Genomic DNA, 17,401 nt, shown 5'->3' with positions numbered 1-17,401 from the left:
CATTCCCCATGTCATGGCGACGGATTTCTGGATGCCTCGTGATGGTGTCCCTCACTCCTTGGCATGGAGTGGCCGGCCGGTGGCATCGATGAGGGTGGGGGTGATGAGAACGAGGGCGCGGGTGCCGTCGGGGCGGGTCTGCATGTGCAGGCGGGCCTTGCCGTCGCCGGTGAAGGAGCTGTCGTTGATGGACGTGCGCTCAATGACCTTGGCGGTGGCTGTGCCGGACTCGCCCTCGGCGATTCTTTCGGAGTAGGCGAGATCGACGTGGTGGCCCAGGCCGTAGGGGACAGTGCGAAGATCGAAGATCACTCCGGTGTCATGCGCCTCGAAATCGCCCGGAGATGAGAGGGAAGGAATGAGGACTTCATGGGTGATCGCAATCTTCGAGTTCTCGCCTGTCCTTGCCGTGACGGATGGGGCCGTCATCAGATCGACACCCTTGATTTGAGACAACTGGCGCATCAGCAGTTGCTGTTCGCCGGCGTCCAATTGTGAGATTTCCTGCGGGGTCCAGTCCATGCGGGCGGGGATCTCGACCACCCGGGCATTCATCTGGTGCTGGATGGGCATCTCATTGGCGGCGAGGTCGATCAGTCCGGCGATGGCGGTCTGGTCGGCGGCGCTGGTGGCCTCGATCTGCAAAGTGCCGGTGGCGGCGGTGAAAGAGAACTTGGTGCCGGGATCGAGGGTGATGCCCTTTGAGGCGAAGTATTCGGAAGGGGTGAGCCGAGTGAATGGGGCAGCATCTTCCGCAAAGGGATCCTCATTGGCGGCGGCGGGGATGGAGAAGAAATCGGGCGGCACGCGGAAGGTGCGCTTCGTCACTTCGCCGGTTTCCTCTGGGGCAGTGAAGGTGTATTCGCTGCCACTGCGCGCGACTTTCAGGCCGGCCAGGGCGGCGAGGAGATGGATGGAGCCGTCGAGATTGCGGATGCCGGTTTTCGTGGTGAGCGGGCGGGTGGCTTCCGGCGGGACGATGAAGGTGAGGCGCACGGGCACTTCGCCGGATTCGCGGCAGACGTCTTCGTAGGCGGCGCGGAGCTTGGCGAGGGCGGCCTTCAGGGGCAGCCCGTCGATGGTGACTTCGGGGAGGTAGAACTGCTTGAGTTGCTCGGGGCGATGGGTGGCGTGGGTGGATGTGTTTGCGGGGCGAGAAGAGGCCTTGGTCGGCAGGCGTGTGGACTCGGCTTCGTTTTCTGCAGCGGATGATGATGAAGAGTCGTGCTTGCGCGTGGTGGTGGTTTCCGCGGTGCGCTCGAGGTGATCGGCCCCGCGATGGAGGCAGAACAAGACGAGCAGAAGGATGACTGCCGCGATCACGCGCTTCTTCTTCATGATAGGCATGGTGAGAAGAGCGGCGGGATGGGGCAAGATGAATGCGAGGCTGTAACGATCGGGTTCGCGAGGGAAATTGGGAGTGTGGGATTTATTCCGCTGGATGGTGGGTTCGTTGGGAGCACCTGTCTTAAGATCGGCATCGAAGGACCATTCGAGCCGGTCTGAAGACCGGCGCTCCCGGGGTCGTTGTTCCGCCGGAAGGGACCATTCGGGCGGGATAAATCCCGCGTTCCCAGTGGGCCGTGACGAGGTCTCCCCGAGTCTTTCGAATTTCGTCGTTTCGCTCGTTTCGTTGTTTTCCACCCACGCCCTGTTCGTGAGGACGGATGCAGCCGGGTGCTTCCCCGCAGCAGGGCTGCTGGCTTCGGGCGGCAGCAGGGCTGCGCGCGCTCCCGTCTCCGACGACTTGGGCGGAGCTAGATTGGGAGCGGAGTCGTTGGGTGCTTCTGCGGGCCGGAGCTTGTCGGCTCCGTTGAGGATTTGAATCAGGCCGACCACCTCCGCTGCGCTACGGTTCCGCGCACCCAGCGCGCGGGCTACTGCCGGCTCCATTCGGCGAGGGAGAACCTCAGGAAATACATGGTGTTCTTTCCCTCGTAGATCACGCCGAGGTGGGAGTCATCGACGGGGGCGAGGCAGGAGTAGCCGAAGCCGCTGCGGGAGTCGTAGAGGCGGGCGCTTTCGTCCGGCCAGGTCATGCCCTGGTCGGTGGAGCGTTTGACGGTCATGGCGCGGCGGCCGTCGGTGGCGTTGGGATTGGAGAACCACAGTGCGCCCTTCCACTCTAACAGGCTGGCCATGCAGACCGGCTCGCGGAGGGCCTTGCGGTCGGTGGGGTGGAGGGTCCAGGTTTTGCCGAGGTCCTTGGTGGTGGCGATGGTGCGGGAGCCGCCGCGGTCGTCGCGGCAGTTGATCATGATGGAGCCATCGGAGAGCTCGGCGACCTGGGCCTCGGTGGTTTTGCTTTTCACGCCGGTGCCGGCTTGCCAAGTCGCGCCATGGTCCTTCGAGGAGATCATGGTGGACCATGGCTGGCCATCGGCCGCGCGATATTGTGCGGCGAAGACGAGGGTGCCGTCCTTCATGGCGATGCCGGCACCGGGGCCATTGAAGAACAGCCGCATGGCGGGGTCCTTGACCTGGGTGGTGATGTTCACGGGCTTCGACCATGACTTGCCATCATCGTCGCTGTGGACGAGGACGAGCTGGCCGGTTTCCTCCGGCGTCATGCCCGGACCCGAGCCGTGCCAGGCGCGATTGCCATGGCTCCACAGGGAGGCGATCCAGATGCGGCCATTGGAAGGATCGACGAGGATGGCTGGGTCGCCGACTCCATCGTGGCCGTGCTCCGGGTCATCGCCCATGTCGACGGCCACGCGCATCGGCTCCCAGCTCTGGCCTCCATCGGTGCTGCGGGAGGCACCGACATCGACGTTCGCAGGCAGGTCGCCGGAGTGATTGTAGCGGATGTCGTAAACGGCGATCAAGGAACCCGCCTTGGTCCGGACGAGGCCGGGGATGCGGTAGGATTTCGATTTATCATCGCCGGGCAGGCGGACGGCGTGGCCGATGCGTTGGCTGCCATCGGGTGATGGTTGCGCGGGCTCGAGCACCTTGCCGCCGACCTTCACGCGGAAGAGCGAGGCATCGACGCGGTGGTCGAGGGATGCGGTTTCTTCTAGCTCGGGAGAGATCCAGAACCAGTGCTCGCCGGAAGCGAGCGCGTGCTTGCTTGTTAGAGAAACCTTGTCGGCGGCCTTCTTGCCCTCCGCGATGGTTGCGCCGGGATCAGCGGAGGGATCGGCACTGCCTGCGACGACGCGGAAGGAGGCGATGTCTGTTAGATCGGTGGTGCCCGTGAAGCCGAACTCGAGGCCATCGAGCTTGAGGGTTCCCTCGCTGCCTTCGACAACGATGCGGAAGCCGAGGATGGGATTGAAGTCCTCGCGGATGAAGGCGGGGCAGACGGGTTGCACGGTTTCCAACAGCACGGCTCGCGCGGGGCCGGGGCGGTGGAGGGTGAAGTCATCCATCATCACGCCGGCGTCGGGCGGGGCGGTGGCGCGAAAACGCAGCTCGCGCGCGCCGGTGGGGATCTCGATGCGCAGCTCGGTCTTGAAGCCGCCGGTTTGGACGTCGTCGGCGTTCTTGATCTCCTTCCAGGTGCCGCGTTCCTTCGCATCAATGCGGAACTGGAAAGGCTGACGGCTGGTCCAGCGCTCGGCGTGGAAGGAGAGGGCGGTGTTCTTTGCCGCGGGCTCGGCGAGGGTGAGAATTGCGCTGCGTTCGCCGTCGCCGGAGAGGCGGAGGGATTGGCGGCCGCTTTTCGCGTGGCCTTGCTGGATTTGGGCGTGGCCGGGTTCGGCGGTCCACTTGCCCGTGGAGGTTTGCGCGTCCTTCAGCGGGCCGGCGGGGATGGACTCGAAGGATTCGGCGGAGGCCGTGGTGGAAGCGAGGGCGAGGGCGGCAAGCGCCCAGGTGGCGGAGCGACTGCGTCGCGAGGGGGAGTCGCTGCTTCCGGGTTGGTGCGGTGCCTTCCCCAGCCGGAACGACGAAGTCGTCCCGCTACGGGAGGTGGTGCCGCTACGAAGAGGAGAAAGTGCTGGGGTCATTCGGGTCTCGGTTGATCGGACTAGCGCAGTCCCGTGGTATCGCCAACGGGGATGAAGGTGAACATCCATTTTCCAGTCGTTCTTGCGGTGGGGAATCTTGAGCAGGAACTCGCGGGACACTCGGAGGATGCTGGGGAATGCTACGTCCGGCACAGGCGGTCGCTTGCTGGTTTGGTTACGCGACCAGTTCGTCTCGCCATTTGCGAGGCGCGCCGGTTCTCGTCGAGGTCCGCACCGATTTCCGGCAACGATGGCCGTGGAGGGAGGATGGATCGGAGAGGGCGCTGAAATTCAGACAGGCTGGCTCGATCCACTCGCCGCCCCATGCGTCCTATCTGCGTCAATCTCCGGCAAAATTCTCCCGTCAATTCGACGTGGCCCCAAACCAAAGTAGTCGACCGCAGATTACGCAGATGGACGCAGATTAAGAATGGAGGGTTGCATTTGGAGGATGAGTTAGAAGCCATTGGGGATGGCATCGCCATGGCACAATTTGGGGCACCACGTTGAGCTGCGGCAGCCTGGCGCGTTCTCACATTGGACGTCTCCGGCGATCAATTTTCCAACGACTTTGCCATCGCCTCCGCCAGGCGTCGGGCCACCGGCAGCTTGTCCGGCGGGTGGACGTCGGGGCTGTCCCAGCCGAGGTCCTGAGTCACGACGAGGTGGACGCCAGGGAGCTTGCGGGCGACGTCGGCTTGGACCTTGCGGTACTCCGGCCAATGCTGGCGGATCGGCTCATTGCCGCCGATGCGCGGGAGCTGGATGAGGTAGAAGGGCAGCTTGCCTTGGCGGAGTTCCTTCCGCCAACCGGCGACGAGGTAGGTGATGAGCTGGCGGTTCCATGCGTCATCGGCGATCTCGGCATTGGTCTCGCCCTGATACCAGAGCACGGCGTCGAACGGGAAGCCGCACCACGGGCGCACACCGGACTCGAAGAGGAAGCCTGGCTTGAAGGGATGGTTCGCGTCCGGGTGCTTGCCGAGGTTCTGCTTCGCCCGGCCGCGAGCCCATGGGCTGATCTGCGGTGAGGAAAGCCAGGCATTGTCTAACAGCGGCGCGTAGTTCTTGCGCGCCGAGAGCACGTTGCGCGGCAGCCAGGCCTCGGTGCCGGAGCCGCCGATGGCATTCTCGACGAGCCCGACCGGCACGCCGTCGAGCTCGTGGATCATCTTGCCCATCCACCATGCGATGGCGGAGAAGGCGGCGGCGGATTTCTCCGTGGCCACTTCCCAGCCGCCGGTGAAGTGGTCGCGCTCATTCAGGCGGGCGAGTGTCGCGGCGTCATAGACGCGCGAGTCGGTGGGAGCACCGGTGAGATTGCAGAGACGGATGGCGGGGAACTTGCCGGCTCGCTTGGCCTCGTCTGCGCCACCGACGGCACGGCCGAGCTGGAAGTCCATGTTCGACTGGCCGGAGCAGAGGAAGACGCGGCCGGTCAGGAGGTTCTTGATCACCAGGCTTTGGTCCGCCGAGCGGACGGTGAGCGATGCAGCCTTGGCCGATGGCTCCATGGCCGGCAGGATGGCCCGCCAGCTTCCACTCTTGTCTGCGGTGGTGGTGACGGCTTTTCCCCGGAACTGGATCTCCACCGCCGCGCCGGCATGGGCGGTGCCCCAGACGGGCACGTCCCGCCGCATCGGGAGCACCATGTGATCGCCGAACGGCCTGGCCAGCGCCAAGTCCGCGCCGGTGACCGCGGAGGCGAGGGATGACAAGGCGACGGCTAGAAGACGGGCTGGGATTCTCACGATGCAGGGATTCTCCGGGAGGATGACAAGGGTGAGAGCGAAGGGCAACGCTGGTCGCCGGTTGGTTCGGTCGACCGGTTTTCCAAGCTGGTCGGGGAAAGCGACCAGATGAAGGAGGAGGCATTTCCTGCCGTCTGCGCTACGCATGCCATTCCAATCTAACAAACTACCCACCGGAATGAATTGCAGGACCATGAGCCGGTCGCTCGCCGTCGCGAGCCTGCTTTCCCTCACCGTGGCACCACCCCTGAGCGCGCAGGAAGCCAAACTCCCGCCGCTGCCCCGGAATGCGAAGCTGGCCTTCGAGGAAGACTGGAGCAGCGGCAAGATCGACCCCAAGCGGTGGTATAATCCGCGGAAGAAGTGGGGGCAGGGCAATCACGGGGTATCGCCGGAAAATGTCCGCATCGAACGCGATCAGGTGGCGGGAAAACAGAAGCACGTGCTGGTCTGCCAGGCGAATGGCGATCTCTACGATGGTCCGGTGACTGGATATGAGGGCCAGCGCACGCGGGTGGGTGGCATCGTGGTCACGCAGGAATTCTTCGCCTCCGGCCGCTACGAGGTGGTGATGAAGATCGGTGGCACCGGAAAGCAAGAAGGAGGCCCGGAAGATCCGACGCGGCCGAAGGGCGCGGTGCCGGCCGTGTGGACGTATGGCTACCGCTACGTCTCCGTGCCGAAGGAGGGGATGGATGCCTTTCATGCCTCGGAGCCGCTCTACAATCCCCATATGAAGGCCTACGGGGAGGGCGCGAATGAGTATTGGACGGAGCTGGATTTCCCCGAGTTTGGCAAGGGCGGGGACTTCAACAAGGCACTCTACAATACCTTCCTGCAAAACAAGCACCAGCCCCGAACCTTCGACGTGAAGCCGATGATCGACGGGCAGTATCACACGCTGACCACCGAGTGGCGGACGAAGCTGGTGCCGATCGAGGGCGTGAGCGACGCGCAAGTAGCGGAGAAAGGCGGCTATCATTGGGTGCAGGATCGCGCGATTCCCTTCAACCGCTACTTCGGCAATCCGCTCAAGCGGCTCGGCAAGAACAAGTATGCAGTCTACGCTGGCGACCGGGTGGATCACTACCTCGATGGCAGGAAGGTGGCGGAGAATCTCACCTTTGTGCCCTCGATGGCTGCACAGTTGACGATGGGTGTGTGGCTGCCGGGCTGGGGCGGACCTGCGCCATGGAAGCAGGCCACGACGTCCTTCGCCTCGGTGAAGGTGTGGCAGTTCGGCGATGAAGGCGATGTGCGGGGGATCATCACGGAGAACATCGACGACAATTACTAGGTTTGTAGGAGGGAGTCTGGTTTCCTCAACCAACCACTTCAGGGAGGTGGTGATGAGGCTTCTGGCCAGTAGATGTTCCGGCGTGATCGACCCAGTGCTGGCACGATCCGATCCAAGAACTCGACCTCCCATGAAAAAAACTCCCCGCGTCATTGCGCTGCTTGCCGCCTCGATCGTTTCCGCGAATGCAGCGGTCGTGTTCTCCGAGAATTTCGGCAGCACCACGGCGTCCACCGCGACGACCTTCGGGTCGCCCACGGTGCAGAATACCTGGACTTACTCGGATTCGGCGGGCACCACGGTGAATACCAACGAATCCCGGCTCTTCAACCCCGGCGGTGCGGGATCGGGGGAAAACACCCATGGCTGGATCAGCGCGCTGACTACCGGCAATACCTTCCAGCAGATCACCACGACCGGGAGCTTTGTGACATTGCCGGCGCTCGGTGTCGGGCAGAACTATGTCTTCACGCTCACTTTCTTCGCATCGGCCCAGACCAGCGTGGTCGCCAATGACCTGAACGCCTACGTGGATTTCTCGTCCGCTGGCAAGTCCTTCAGCTTCACCACCGGGTCGAATGGCTCGATCACCAATCCGACCAACTTCGTGTCGCAGTCCCTGAGCGACAGCAATGCCGCGGCCGACACGCTCCGGCTCGGGTTCGTCGCCCAAGGTGGCGGGGGTGGCTATAACAGCGACCGGAGCTATACCGCGAGCTGGACGAGCACCTCCGTGCTCGGATCGGACAGCTTCAGCCTGGCCTTGGGAAGAACCACGAATGCCGCGGGCGCATCGTTTGCATTCTTCGATAACGTCTCGCTCGATGTCGTTGTCGTCCCCGAGGGGGGATGCGCGTTGCTGGGGTCCTTCGGCCTGCTGGCCCTGCTGCGCCGCCGGCGGGCGTGAAAAATTTTCGAGGGTAGTCCAAGGCCGCACGGGTGAGGTCCCCGTGCGGCCTGCTCGTTTGTATGTTTCCGGGGGGAATCTGGTTGGTTCAACGGACCAGTGGAGGGCGGGTGAAGTTGCACCGCTCCGGGACGATGGTCGGGGGATGTCGTTCCTTCGTTTGCTGCCCTTGGCGGGCTTGCTCGCTGTGGCCGGGGCCATGGCTGATGCTGATGCCGAACCGGTGAAGATCGCCTTGATCGGCGATTCGATCACGCAGGGGGCGGGCTATGCCGTGAATGGCTCGACGTATGCGCAGAATGGCAACCGCTCGTGGCGCTGGGAGTTCTTCAAGCATCTGGTGGACGCCGGGACGGAGTTCGACTTCGTGGGATCGCTGACGACGAATTACACGAACAACGACGCGGGGAGTGATGACGCGACGAATGCCTACTATCCGGCTTGGCGGGGTGTGCCCTTTGATCGCGATCACGACGGCCACTGGGGTTGGCGTGCGTCGCAGGTGCTGGGCGCCACCGCCGGGCCATCGAGTGGAAAGCGCGGCACGGGAAACCTTGGGACGTGGCTGAGCAGCTACACGCCGGACAGCGTGGTGATGATGATCGGCATCAATGACCTGAATGATCCGGGAAAGATGCCGGAGACGCTCGCGGCGGACGTTTCGGCGCTGGTGGATCAACTTCAAGCGGACCATCCTGCGGTGCGCATCCGGCTCTGCGAGCTGCTCCACGTGGGCCCGAGCCATGCGAATCGCGTGACGCTCAATACGGCGGTCGATCTTTACAATAGCAGCCACCTGCCGGCGATCGCGGCGGCGAAGAGCACGGTGACTTCGATCGTGAGCGTGGTGCCAATGGTAAACCCGGCATGGAATGGCAGCGACTGGACCACGCAGCCCGGTGGATGGGATCCTGGCGCGATGACTTATGACAACGTCCACCCTAACAGCCGCGGCGAAGCGCACATCGCGGGGAGGGTGGCGAATGCATTCGGGCTCGAGTCGCAGTGGACGCCGGTGGCGATTAACAACGGCAACTTCGAAGGAGGCTTTCTCAATGCAAACACCGCGGCCTGCCGCCCGAACGGGTGGTCGATCTTCGGCACACCGAATGCCGCGGCGGTTCCGAAGGGTCTAACCGACTATTCAATCGTCAGCGAAAGCGCGGCGGATACGGGAGCGAGCCCAGGGTCGAGCTACATCATCGCCGGGCCGGCGGACACGGGCGTTGCGCAGACGCTGGTGGAGACGGTGCAGGCGGGCCGCGAGTATCAGCTCCAGGTTTCCCTCTACAAGGCCTCGTCCGCAGCGGTGGCGGGTGACTATGCGGCGGAACTTCGTGCGAATGGTGTGACACTGGCGACCATTCCGTTGACGGAAGGGCTGCCGATGTTTGTCACGGGCACGGGCACGCAGCTCGGGAAGTGCCTGAAGGAATTCACGGCGTCATTTCGCGCGTCGGATGTTCCGTCGGCGGTGGGCAGTGCGCTGGAGATCCGGCTGATGGCGAGGAACAACGCGCGCTACATCGGCTTCGAGGATGTGCGGCTGTCGTGGAAGGGCGAGACGGTGGTGCCGGAGGATGAGACATTGAAGATCTTCGTGCTGACGGGACAGTCGAATTCGCTTGGCACGCTGGGCACCACGGACACGGCGATGCGCCACGGCGCGCTCGGGACGCATCCGGCGGAGCAGGCGGGCGGTGTGCCCTTCTACTGGGACAATCGTACCGATGGGACCGTATCCGGTGATGCCGCGCTGGGAAAGTCGAGCGGCTGGGCGGTGGTCGGTGCTCAGACCGGTGGTGTGTATGCCGGGAATGACGATCACTGGGGGCCGGAGGTGGGCTTTGCGCGAATGCTGTGGAATGCGGGCTATCGGAACTTCGCCATCGTGAAGGCATCGCGCGGCGGCGGTGGGAACAGCTTTTGGCAGAAAGGCTCGGTGGACGATCACATGTATGAGCATGTCATCGCCACGGTGAATGCCGCGTTGGCGGACTTGCCGGGTGGCTACGAGGCGAGCCGGATTGCCGGGCTGCTGTATGTGCAGGGCGAAAGCAATACGACCACGGAGTCGAACGAGGCGGGCACGCGTTTCAGCGAGTTGTTGGCGAATCTGAAGACCGACTTGCCGGGTGCATCCTCGATCACCGGAGTCTTCGGCGAGATCGCAGGAACCGGTGCCAATCGCGACACCACCCGTAGCGCGCAGCTCGCACTGGCGAATAGCCGGGCGGACGTCGGCTATGCGGAATCGACCGGTCTCGCCGTGCATAATCAGGATGGGCTGAGCGTTCACTACGATGCGGAGAGCGAGATCCTGTTAGGCGAACGGATGGCGGCGGAGGTGATCGGGCTTGATGCTCTGCCGGTGAAGCCGCTGCCCGCGTGGGCGAGCCTTCATGCGTGGTTCATGGCGGACAATGGGATGACCTTCGACAGTGCCGACGCGGTGAACCGCTGGGCGGACCTGCACAATGGCAATGCGGTGCGTGACCTGAGCCGCCGTGTGAGCGGGCAAACCTTCCGGCGTGCGGTCACGGCGGGCAATGGCCAGGCGCGGCAGGTGATGCGCTTCGATGGCACCAATGACCTGTGGTCGAATGCCACGACCGAATTTGGCGCGCTCACGGGCGCGCGCAGCGTGGCGGTGCTGTGCCGCGTGACGGATGAGGCCGATGGCTTTCTTTTCGACGGCACCACCGGCACCGGCAGGACCCGTGCGCAAGTGCGCGGCGGGCAATGGCAGGCGGGGGTGACGACATCGACCGGATCGTGGAATGGAGCGGAGATCACCACGACTGCCCGGCAAACGGGAGCGTGGCAGCAGCATGTCTTCAGCTTCCTGCCGAATGGCAGCGGGGGAACGACGGTGGCGCATTGGGTCGATGGTGCTCTAACAGCCACGGTGACCGACAGCCAGGTGACGAACCTGGGTGGGCTGATTCTGGGGTCCAATGGCGGGTCGCCGTTCTTGAAGCTGAAGGCGGACATCGCGGAGGTCGCGGTGTTTGCGAGCGTGCTGGGGGCCAGCGAAGTCGCCGAGCTGAAGTCGGCTTGGGATGCTCGCTGGGGGACGCCGAGCGGACCTCCGTTCTCCGCGACGGTGATGCAGACCCCGCGCGAGATCGCACGCTTCGGGCGGCACGAGTTGCTGGAAATCGCGATCGATACGCCGGCGGCGACGACGCTTCAGGAAGTGCGTGTGCAGCTCGCGCCCGGCACCCGCGAGCGTGTTACCTCGGTGGAATTGATTGATGCTGGGACGGGAGCGGTGCTTGGAACGATCGATTCGCCGGGGAGCGATGCGCTGGTCTTTCCGGTTTCGGCTGCTTTGTTAGAAGGGAGCCATCACTTTCATGTCGCCATCATTCCGCAGCGGCATGCTGCGCTTGGCAGCGTTCTCGATGCCGCGGTGACGGGGCTGACAATTTCGAATGTTGGCGAGATCGTTCCTGCGAATGCCGATCCGGGCGGGGCGCTCACGCTGGGGTTGGTGCCTCAGTTCACCGATGTGGTGAAGAGCGGCGATCTCGGGATCAATACCTTCCGCATCCCCGGTATAGTGGCGGATGGTGCGGGCGTGCTGCATGCGGTCTATGATCATCGCTACGACAACTCGGCCGACCTGCCGGCGAATGTGGATGTGGGTTACAGCCGCAGCACCGATGGCGGTGCAACGTGGAGCACCTCGCGGGTGATCGTGGACTACGATGCCTCGGAGCCGGGTTCCTCGGGCAATGGCGTCGGCGATCCGTGCATCCTCTATGATCCGGTGACGGATACGATGTGGGTGGCGGCGCTGTGGTCATTCGGGAATCGCGGCTACAATGGCTCCGGTGCCGGCACGCTGCCCACCGAGACCGGCCAGTATGTGCTCACGAAAAGCGAGGACGGCGGTGACACGTGGTCCGCGCCGATCAACGTGACTGCGGCGGTGAAAGATAATCCGAACTGGCGTCTGATCTTCCAAGGCCCTGGTCATGGGGTAGCGATGCGCGATGGCACGCTGGTCTTTCCCTCGCAGTATCGCGATGAGAGCGGCACGGTGCGGGTTTGCTCTGTCTTCAGCGCCGACCATGGTGCTACCTGGGACTTCGGCTCGGGCGTGCCGACCTCGTCGCCGCAGACAAACGAGAATACGGCGTGCGAACTCGATGATGGGCGACTGCTCTTTTCCATGCGCACGCCGAGCGGGTCGAATGGCCAGCGGGCGTGGATCCGCTACACTCCAGGTGGGGCGACGCCGATGCGCGATGGCACGTGGGGCTCGCTGTTCCGCTTGCCCGCGGTGCCGGACCCCGTGTGCCAAGGCAGCGTGATCCAGTGGACGAGCAGGCATCGCGGTGACCCCCGGGAGCTGGTATTGTTCGGGAATCCGGCGAGCACGTCATCGCGGAGTAATTTCACGCTGCGAGTCTCGCCGGATGGTGGTGATACATGGCCGGTGTCGCGGCAGCTCTATGCAGGGTCGGCGGCTTACTCTTCGATCTGCATCCTGCCGGACCGCTCGATCGGCGTGCTCTTCGAGAAGGACGACTACAGCAGGATCACCTTTGCCCGAGTGGAAGAGTCGTGGCTGTTGAATCCATCGGCCGATGCGGATAGCGACGGCATGCCGGACGCGTGGGAGTTGCTGAATGGTCTGAATGCATCGGCGAATGACGCCGGACTCGATCGCGATCATGACGGGGTGTCCAACCGGGATGAATACGTTGCTGGGACTGATCCGGAGAATGCGGCGTCGGTTCTAGGGGTGACGTCGTATGACGCGGGCGGGAACTTGAAATGGAAGAGCGTTCCGGGACGGAGCTATGCGGTTGAGGAAAGTGAGGAGCTTTCGTTGTGGGAGACGGTGCCGGGGCTTTCGGCGGTGCTTGCGACGGGCGATGAGACGGCGGTGGTGCTTCCCGAGGAAGAGGGGCCGGTTCGCTTTTATCGGGTGAGGGTGATGGATTAAGATGGGGCGGGGGGATTCGAATTTTTAGGTGGGCTTTACTGGGAGCGCGGAATTTATTCCGCCTGGAAAGCGGGTTCGCTGGATTTGACAGGCGGAATGAATTCCGCGCTCCCAGTGAGCCTTGGCGCTCCGTCATCGTCTTTATCCAAGCATGCACCCTGATCATCTCGCCGCCGCGCTTGTCCTGTGGGACTATCATCAGCTCCATCACGAGCTCATTCCAGCAGATGGCATCCTGGTCTTCGGCAGCAATGATCTACGCGTCGCGGGGCATGCGGCGGAGCTTTTTCATCGTGGTCTGGCGCCGTGGATTTTGTTCTCGGGTGCGCGGGGACGGATGACGCAGGATTGGGCGGAGACCGAGGCGGAGGCGATAGCTCGCGTCGCGCGGGATTGCGGTGTGCCGGAGGAAGTGATCTTCATCGAGAACCGTGCCACCAACACCGGGGAAAATATCCGCTATTCCCGTGAGCTGCTGGCTTCCCGGGAGATTGTGTTATCCACGGCGATCGTGGTGCAGAAGCCCTACATGGAGCGGCGCACCATCGCTGCGCTGGACGTGCAGTGGCCGGAGGTTGTCTTCCGTGCCAGTTCGCCGGCGCTTGGATTTGCAGACTACTGTGCCGGTGCGCTCACGCCGGAGCTGGTGACCTCTGCGATGACGGGAGATTTCCAACGCATCATCGATTATCCCGCGCTTGGCTTTGCCTCTGCGCAGGAAATCCCGGCGGAAGTGATGGATGCCTTTCGGGTATTGGTGGCTGCAGGTTATACGGGGCAACTGCGCTGAGCATGGGGCAACTGGTTGGTGGTCCCGACCACTTGCGGATCGTTGTTGCAAGACGAGTCCGGGGCAAGCGTGGCGGCGTCGAACCTCGCAAAGCCCCATGGAAAGAACTTCATACGCTCTACTTTTCGCCGCGCTCGCCACCGGTGCCAGCCACGGCCAAGACATCCGCAGTGCCACCGCGGACAATCTGAACGTCGCCGGAGCCTGGGCGGACGGCAGCCCGCCGACCAACCTCGAGACGGCGACCTGGAATGCCTCGAGCACCTTGGTCAACACGCTCGGTGCGAACCTCATCTGGGCCGGTCTCAATGTGAGTGCGGCCTCCGGTACGGTCAGCATCAGCGGAGCGAATACGCTCACCCCCGGCGCGATCAACCTGGGCTCCACCAACCTTTCGGTGACCCCCAGTGCCGCGAACAGCAGCTTGAGCTTCACCAGCCTGACCGGCACCGGGAATCTAACGATCAACAACGGGACCGCCAATCTCGGGATGACCGCGTTCAACACGGCGAATGCGCTGAACTTCAATGGCACCCTGACACTGCGCGGCGGCAATGCGGCGACGACTCCGGGCGCGGTGGGCGGCAGCTTCACGTATCTCGGCCGGACGGGAATCACGCAAGCAGCGGGCACTGCCTTCGCGCTGGATACCGGAGCGGCAGTCGCCAACGCGAAGGATTTGATCATCGACAGCGGCGCATGGGGCGGACAAACGATCCATCTTTCCTCGCTGACTGGCTTCGGCTCGCTGCGGCGCGACTCCGGTGGTGGTGGTTCGCAGGTGGCGACGGTCGAGGTCAATCAGGCGACCGACACGGTCTTCAACGGGATGATCCTCTCGCACACGGCAGGCAACAACACTGACATCCGGCGGATTTCCCTGACCAAGAACGGCGTGGGTTCGCTCACGCTGGCTGGCATCGTCGGAAAACAGACGCAGAACCAAGGAGCTCCTGCTTCAGACATCGACCTGACCATTTCCGGTGGCACGCTGGTGCTGGCAGCGGCGAATACCCGCACGGGGGTCACCACCATCACCGCCGCCGGCACGTTGCAAGTGGGCAATGGCGGCACCACCGGTGTGATCGGCGGCAACGGGGTGACCAACGACGGATCGCTCGTCTTCAACCACGGAACCGGCGCGGTGATCACCGCGGCGAACGCGATCTCCGGTAGTGGTACGATCTCGAAGAAAGGCGCGGGCTCGCTGGTGCTGAGCGGCACCTCGACGCTCACGGGGGCAACGACCGTCGAAGGCGGCACGCTGCGGATCGCCGGAGACTTGGGATCGAGTCCGGTCACGGTGCAGAGTGGTGCGACCGTGGCGGCGGGTGCGGTTGCCACGCCCGGCTCGAGCTTTGTGAAGTCTCTAACGTTGGCTGGTGGCTCGACTTCCACCTTCCGCGTGGGATCGGCCTACGACCAGATCGTGCTCAATGATACCAATGCGCTCACAGTTTCCGGGCCTCATGTCATCACGCCGGTGGCGGGTGCGGGGCTGAATCCCGGCGACAAGATCCCGATCATCGACTATCTGGGCACCTTCAGCGGCTTCGCCAATCTCTCGCTTACGCCAGGCACGCGCTTCACGCTCGTCCACAATGTGGGCGAGACCAACATCGAGCTCGAATACACCGGTGGCACGCTGACGTGGAAGGGCGGCAATGGCACCTGGGACCTGAACACCACGGCCAACTGGACCATCGGTGCCGCCACGACCACCTTCCTTGCCGGGGATACGGTGCTCTTCGACGATAGCGCCACCACCGGCTCGGTGACCCTGGCCGAGACTTTGAGCCCGAATGGCCTGACGATTGACAACGACACACTCGCCTACACCTTGAGTGGCGGGACGATTGCCGGCGGCGGGACTTTCACCAAGCAGGGTCCCGGTACTGCCACGGTGAGCTCGGAAACGAGCTATACCGGCGCCACGTTTATCGATGAAGGCACGCTGACCTTTGGCGACGGCGCCACCAGCGGCCAGATCGGCAGCGGTGCGGTGAGCTTGTTTACCGGTGCGACGCTGCGCATCAACCGCAGCGATTTGCTCGACTACAAGACGAGCCCGCGGCTCCGCAATGTCAGCGGCGACGGCAACATCGTGATCGATGGCGGTGGTATCGTTTTCAGCTATCCTGGCAGCGGGATCGGCTTTTCCGAGGGCAACTCGTGGGCGGGCTTCTCCGGGACGCTGACGGTGAAGAATGGCTCCGAATTCCGGACGATCCGCAACGGCGCAACAGCGATGGGTACGGGAAGTGTCGTACTTGGCGACGCGACCACCAGCGGCAAGCTCGGACAGATCGAGGGCAACTGGACCTGGACCAACAACATCACTCTCGCGGGGCCCGATAACCGGATCATCAACCGCTCCGTCACGACTCCGCCGCGGGCCTTGAAGCTGCAGGGTGTGCTCTCCGGCAGCGGTGGCCTGACCTTCGAGGACGCGGCAGCCACGATGACGAGCAACCAGACCGGCTTCATTCTGACCGGCGCGAACACGCTGAGTGGCACGATCAACATTCCGGCCGGTGTGCCGGTGCGGGTCGGCGGGATTCCAGGCAATACCGATGTTAGTCAGGCCGGCGCGGATGCCTTTGGGACGCTCGGCAGTGCCACGGTGGCGAATGAAGGCGCCTTGTCCTTCTCCCGCACCGATGCCCACACGGTGGGGAACACCATCAGCGGCGCGGGTCAGGTCTTCATCGGCCTCACCACCGGCACGACTGCCCAGACCGTGACCTATACCGGCACGAAGTCCTACAGCGGTACCACGACGGTGCGGAATGGCACACTGCTGGTGAACACCGCCTTGCCTGCATCGCCGGTGGTGGTGGAAACCGCTGGCACGCTTGGCGGCAACGGCGCGCTGGGTGCGACCGCGACAGTTTCCGGCACGATCGCCCCGGGCAATGGGGTCGGCACGCTGGTCTCGACCGCGGGAGTGGCGCTGGAGAATGGCGCGCACATCGCCTGGCAGGTCGCCGATTGGAATGGCAGCGCGGGCAGCGGCTACGACACCCTCAATGCCGCATCGATCACGGTGAATGCCGTGGCGGGCACACCCGCGGTGGTGGTCATCTCGCCTGCCTCTCTGGTGAATTTCACGGAGGTGCCGAAGACCTTCACCCTGGCCACGACCAGCGGTGGAGTCAGCGGGCTCGACGCCGACGAGATCACGGTGGACGCCACGGCCTTCGCAGGAACCGGCACCTGGGCGGTGAGCACCAGCGGGAATCTACTGCAACTCTCGTACACGCCGGGTGGCGGCGACACTTACGGCGATTGGGAACAGGACAATGGCATTGCTGGTGCAGGCGCTGAGACTGACTCGGATGCCGATGGCATTCCGAACGGGATCGAGTTCGTCATCGGTGGCGATCCTTCGAACTCGCCTTCCAATGCGCTGCTGCCGACCTTGAGCGTGAATGCCACTCACCTGATCTTCGTCTTCCGCCGCACCGAGGATTCGGAGGCGTTCGATCCCTTCGTCCAGTATGGTTCGACCCTGACCGGTTGGACCCCGGCCCAGGATGGTTCGAATGGCGTGGAGATCGATGAGGATCCGAACTTCTACCCCAACAACACCGACCGGGTGACGGTGACCATTCCGCGTCCCCCCGCCAGCACTGGAAAACTCTTTGCCCGCCTGAAGGTCGAGATCCCGTAAGCGGACAAGCGGCTGGATCGAGTGGATTCGAGGTCAAGAAGATCGCTCTCATTCCCGCCAAAACGAAAGA

The 17,401-nt window shown here is 63.6% G+C and carries 8 protein-coding genes; 5 read left to right on the top strand and 3 right to left on the bottom strand.

What is annotated here, in order from left to right; genetic code table 11:
- Positions 1 to 51: 51 nt before the first annotated feature.
- From OKA05_RS24705 to OKA05_RS24695, 3 genes are all read right to left on the bottom strand, one after another.
- The gene (locus OKA05_RS24705; RefSeq protein WP_264489886.1) at positions 52 to 1,338 is read right to left on the bottom strand and encodes a hypothetical protein; all 1,287 of its coding nucleotides are present in this window, start codon (positions 1,336 to 1,338) and stop codon (positions 52 to 54) included.
- 539 nt (positions 1,339 to 1,877) lie between these two features.
- Positions 1,878 to 3,953: a sialidase family protein gene (locus OKA05_RS24700; protein WP_264489885.1), complete on the bottom strand. Its 2,076-nt coding sequence runs from the start codon at positions 3,951 to 3,953 to the stop codon at positions 1,878 to 1,880.
- Positions 3,954 to 4,507: 554 nt separating this feature from the next.
- Complete coding sequence (locus OKA05_RS24695; protein ID WP_264489884.1) at positions 4,508 to 5,671, bottom strand: sialate O-acetylesterase; 1,164 nt, start codon at positions 5,669 to 5,671, stop codon at positions 4,508 to 4,510.
- A 211-nt stretch (positions 5,672 to 5,882) separates the two neighbouring features.
- Between OKA05_RS24695 and OKA05_RS24690 the strand changes: the two genes are divergently transcribed.
- The 5 genes from OKA05_RS24690 (at position 5,883) to OKA05_RS24670 (ending at position 17,331) form a co-directional block, all read left to right on the top strand.
- Positions 5,883 to 7,001, top strand: a complete 1,119-nt coding sequence (locus OKA05_RS24690; protein ID WP_264489883.1) for a glycoside hydrolase family 16 protein — start codon at positions 5,883 to 5,885, stop codon at positions 6,999 to 7,001.
- Positions 7,002 to 7,131: 130 nt separating this feature from the next.
- Complete coding sequence (locus tag OKA05_RS24685; protein ID WP_264489882.1) at positions 7,132 to 7,908, top strand: hypothetical protein; 777 nt, start codon at positions 7,132 to 7,134, stop codon at positions 7,906 to 7,908.
- A 145-nt stretch (positions 7,909 to 8,053) separates the two neighbouring features.
- The gene (locus OKA05_RS24680) at positions 8,054 to 12,868 is read left to right on the top strand and encodes an exo-alpha-sialidase (protein WP_264489881.1); all 4,815 of its coding nucleotides are present in this window, start codon (positions 8,054 to 8,056) and stop codon (positions 12,866 to 12,868) included.
- A 151-nt stretch (positions 12,869 to 13,019) separates the two neighbouring features.
- Positions 13,020 to 13,658: a YdcF family protein gene (locus OKA05_RS24675; protein ID WP_264489880.1), complete on the top strand. Its 639-nt coding sequence runs from the start codon at positions 13,020 to 13,022 to the stop codon at positions 13,656 to 13,658.
- Positions 13,659 to 13,755: 97 nt separating this feature from the next.
- The gene (locus OKA05_RS24670; protein ID WP_264489879.1) at positions 13,756 to 17,331 is read left to right on the top strand and encodes a beta strand repeat-containing protein; all 3,576 of its coding nucleotides are present in this window, start codon (positions 13,756 to 13,758) and stop codon (positions 17,329 to 17,331) included.
- Positions 17,332 to 17,401 lie beyond the last annotated feature (70 nt).

The organism is Luteolibacter arcticus (assembly GCF_025950235.1).
GTDB lineage: Bacteria > Verrucomicrobiota > Verrucomicrobiia > Verrucomicrobiales > Akkermansiaceae > Haloferula > Haloferula arctica.
This window is presented reverse-complemented; position numbering and strand designations above follow the sequence as displayed.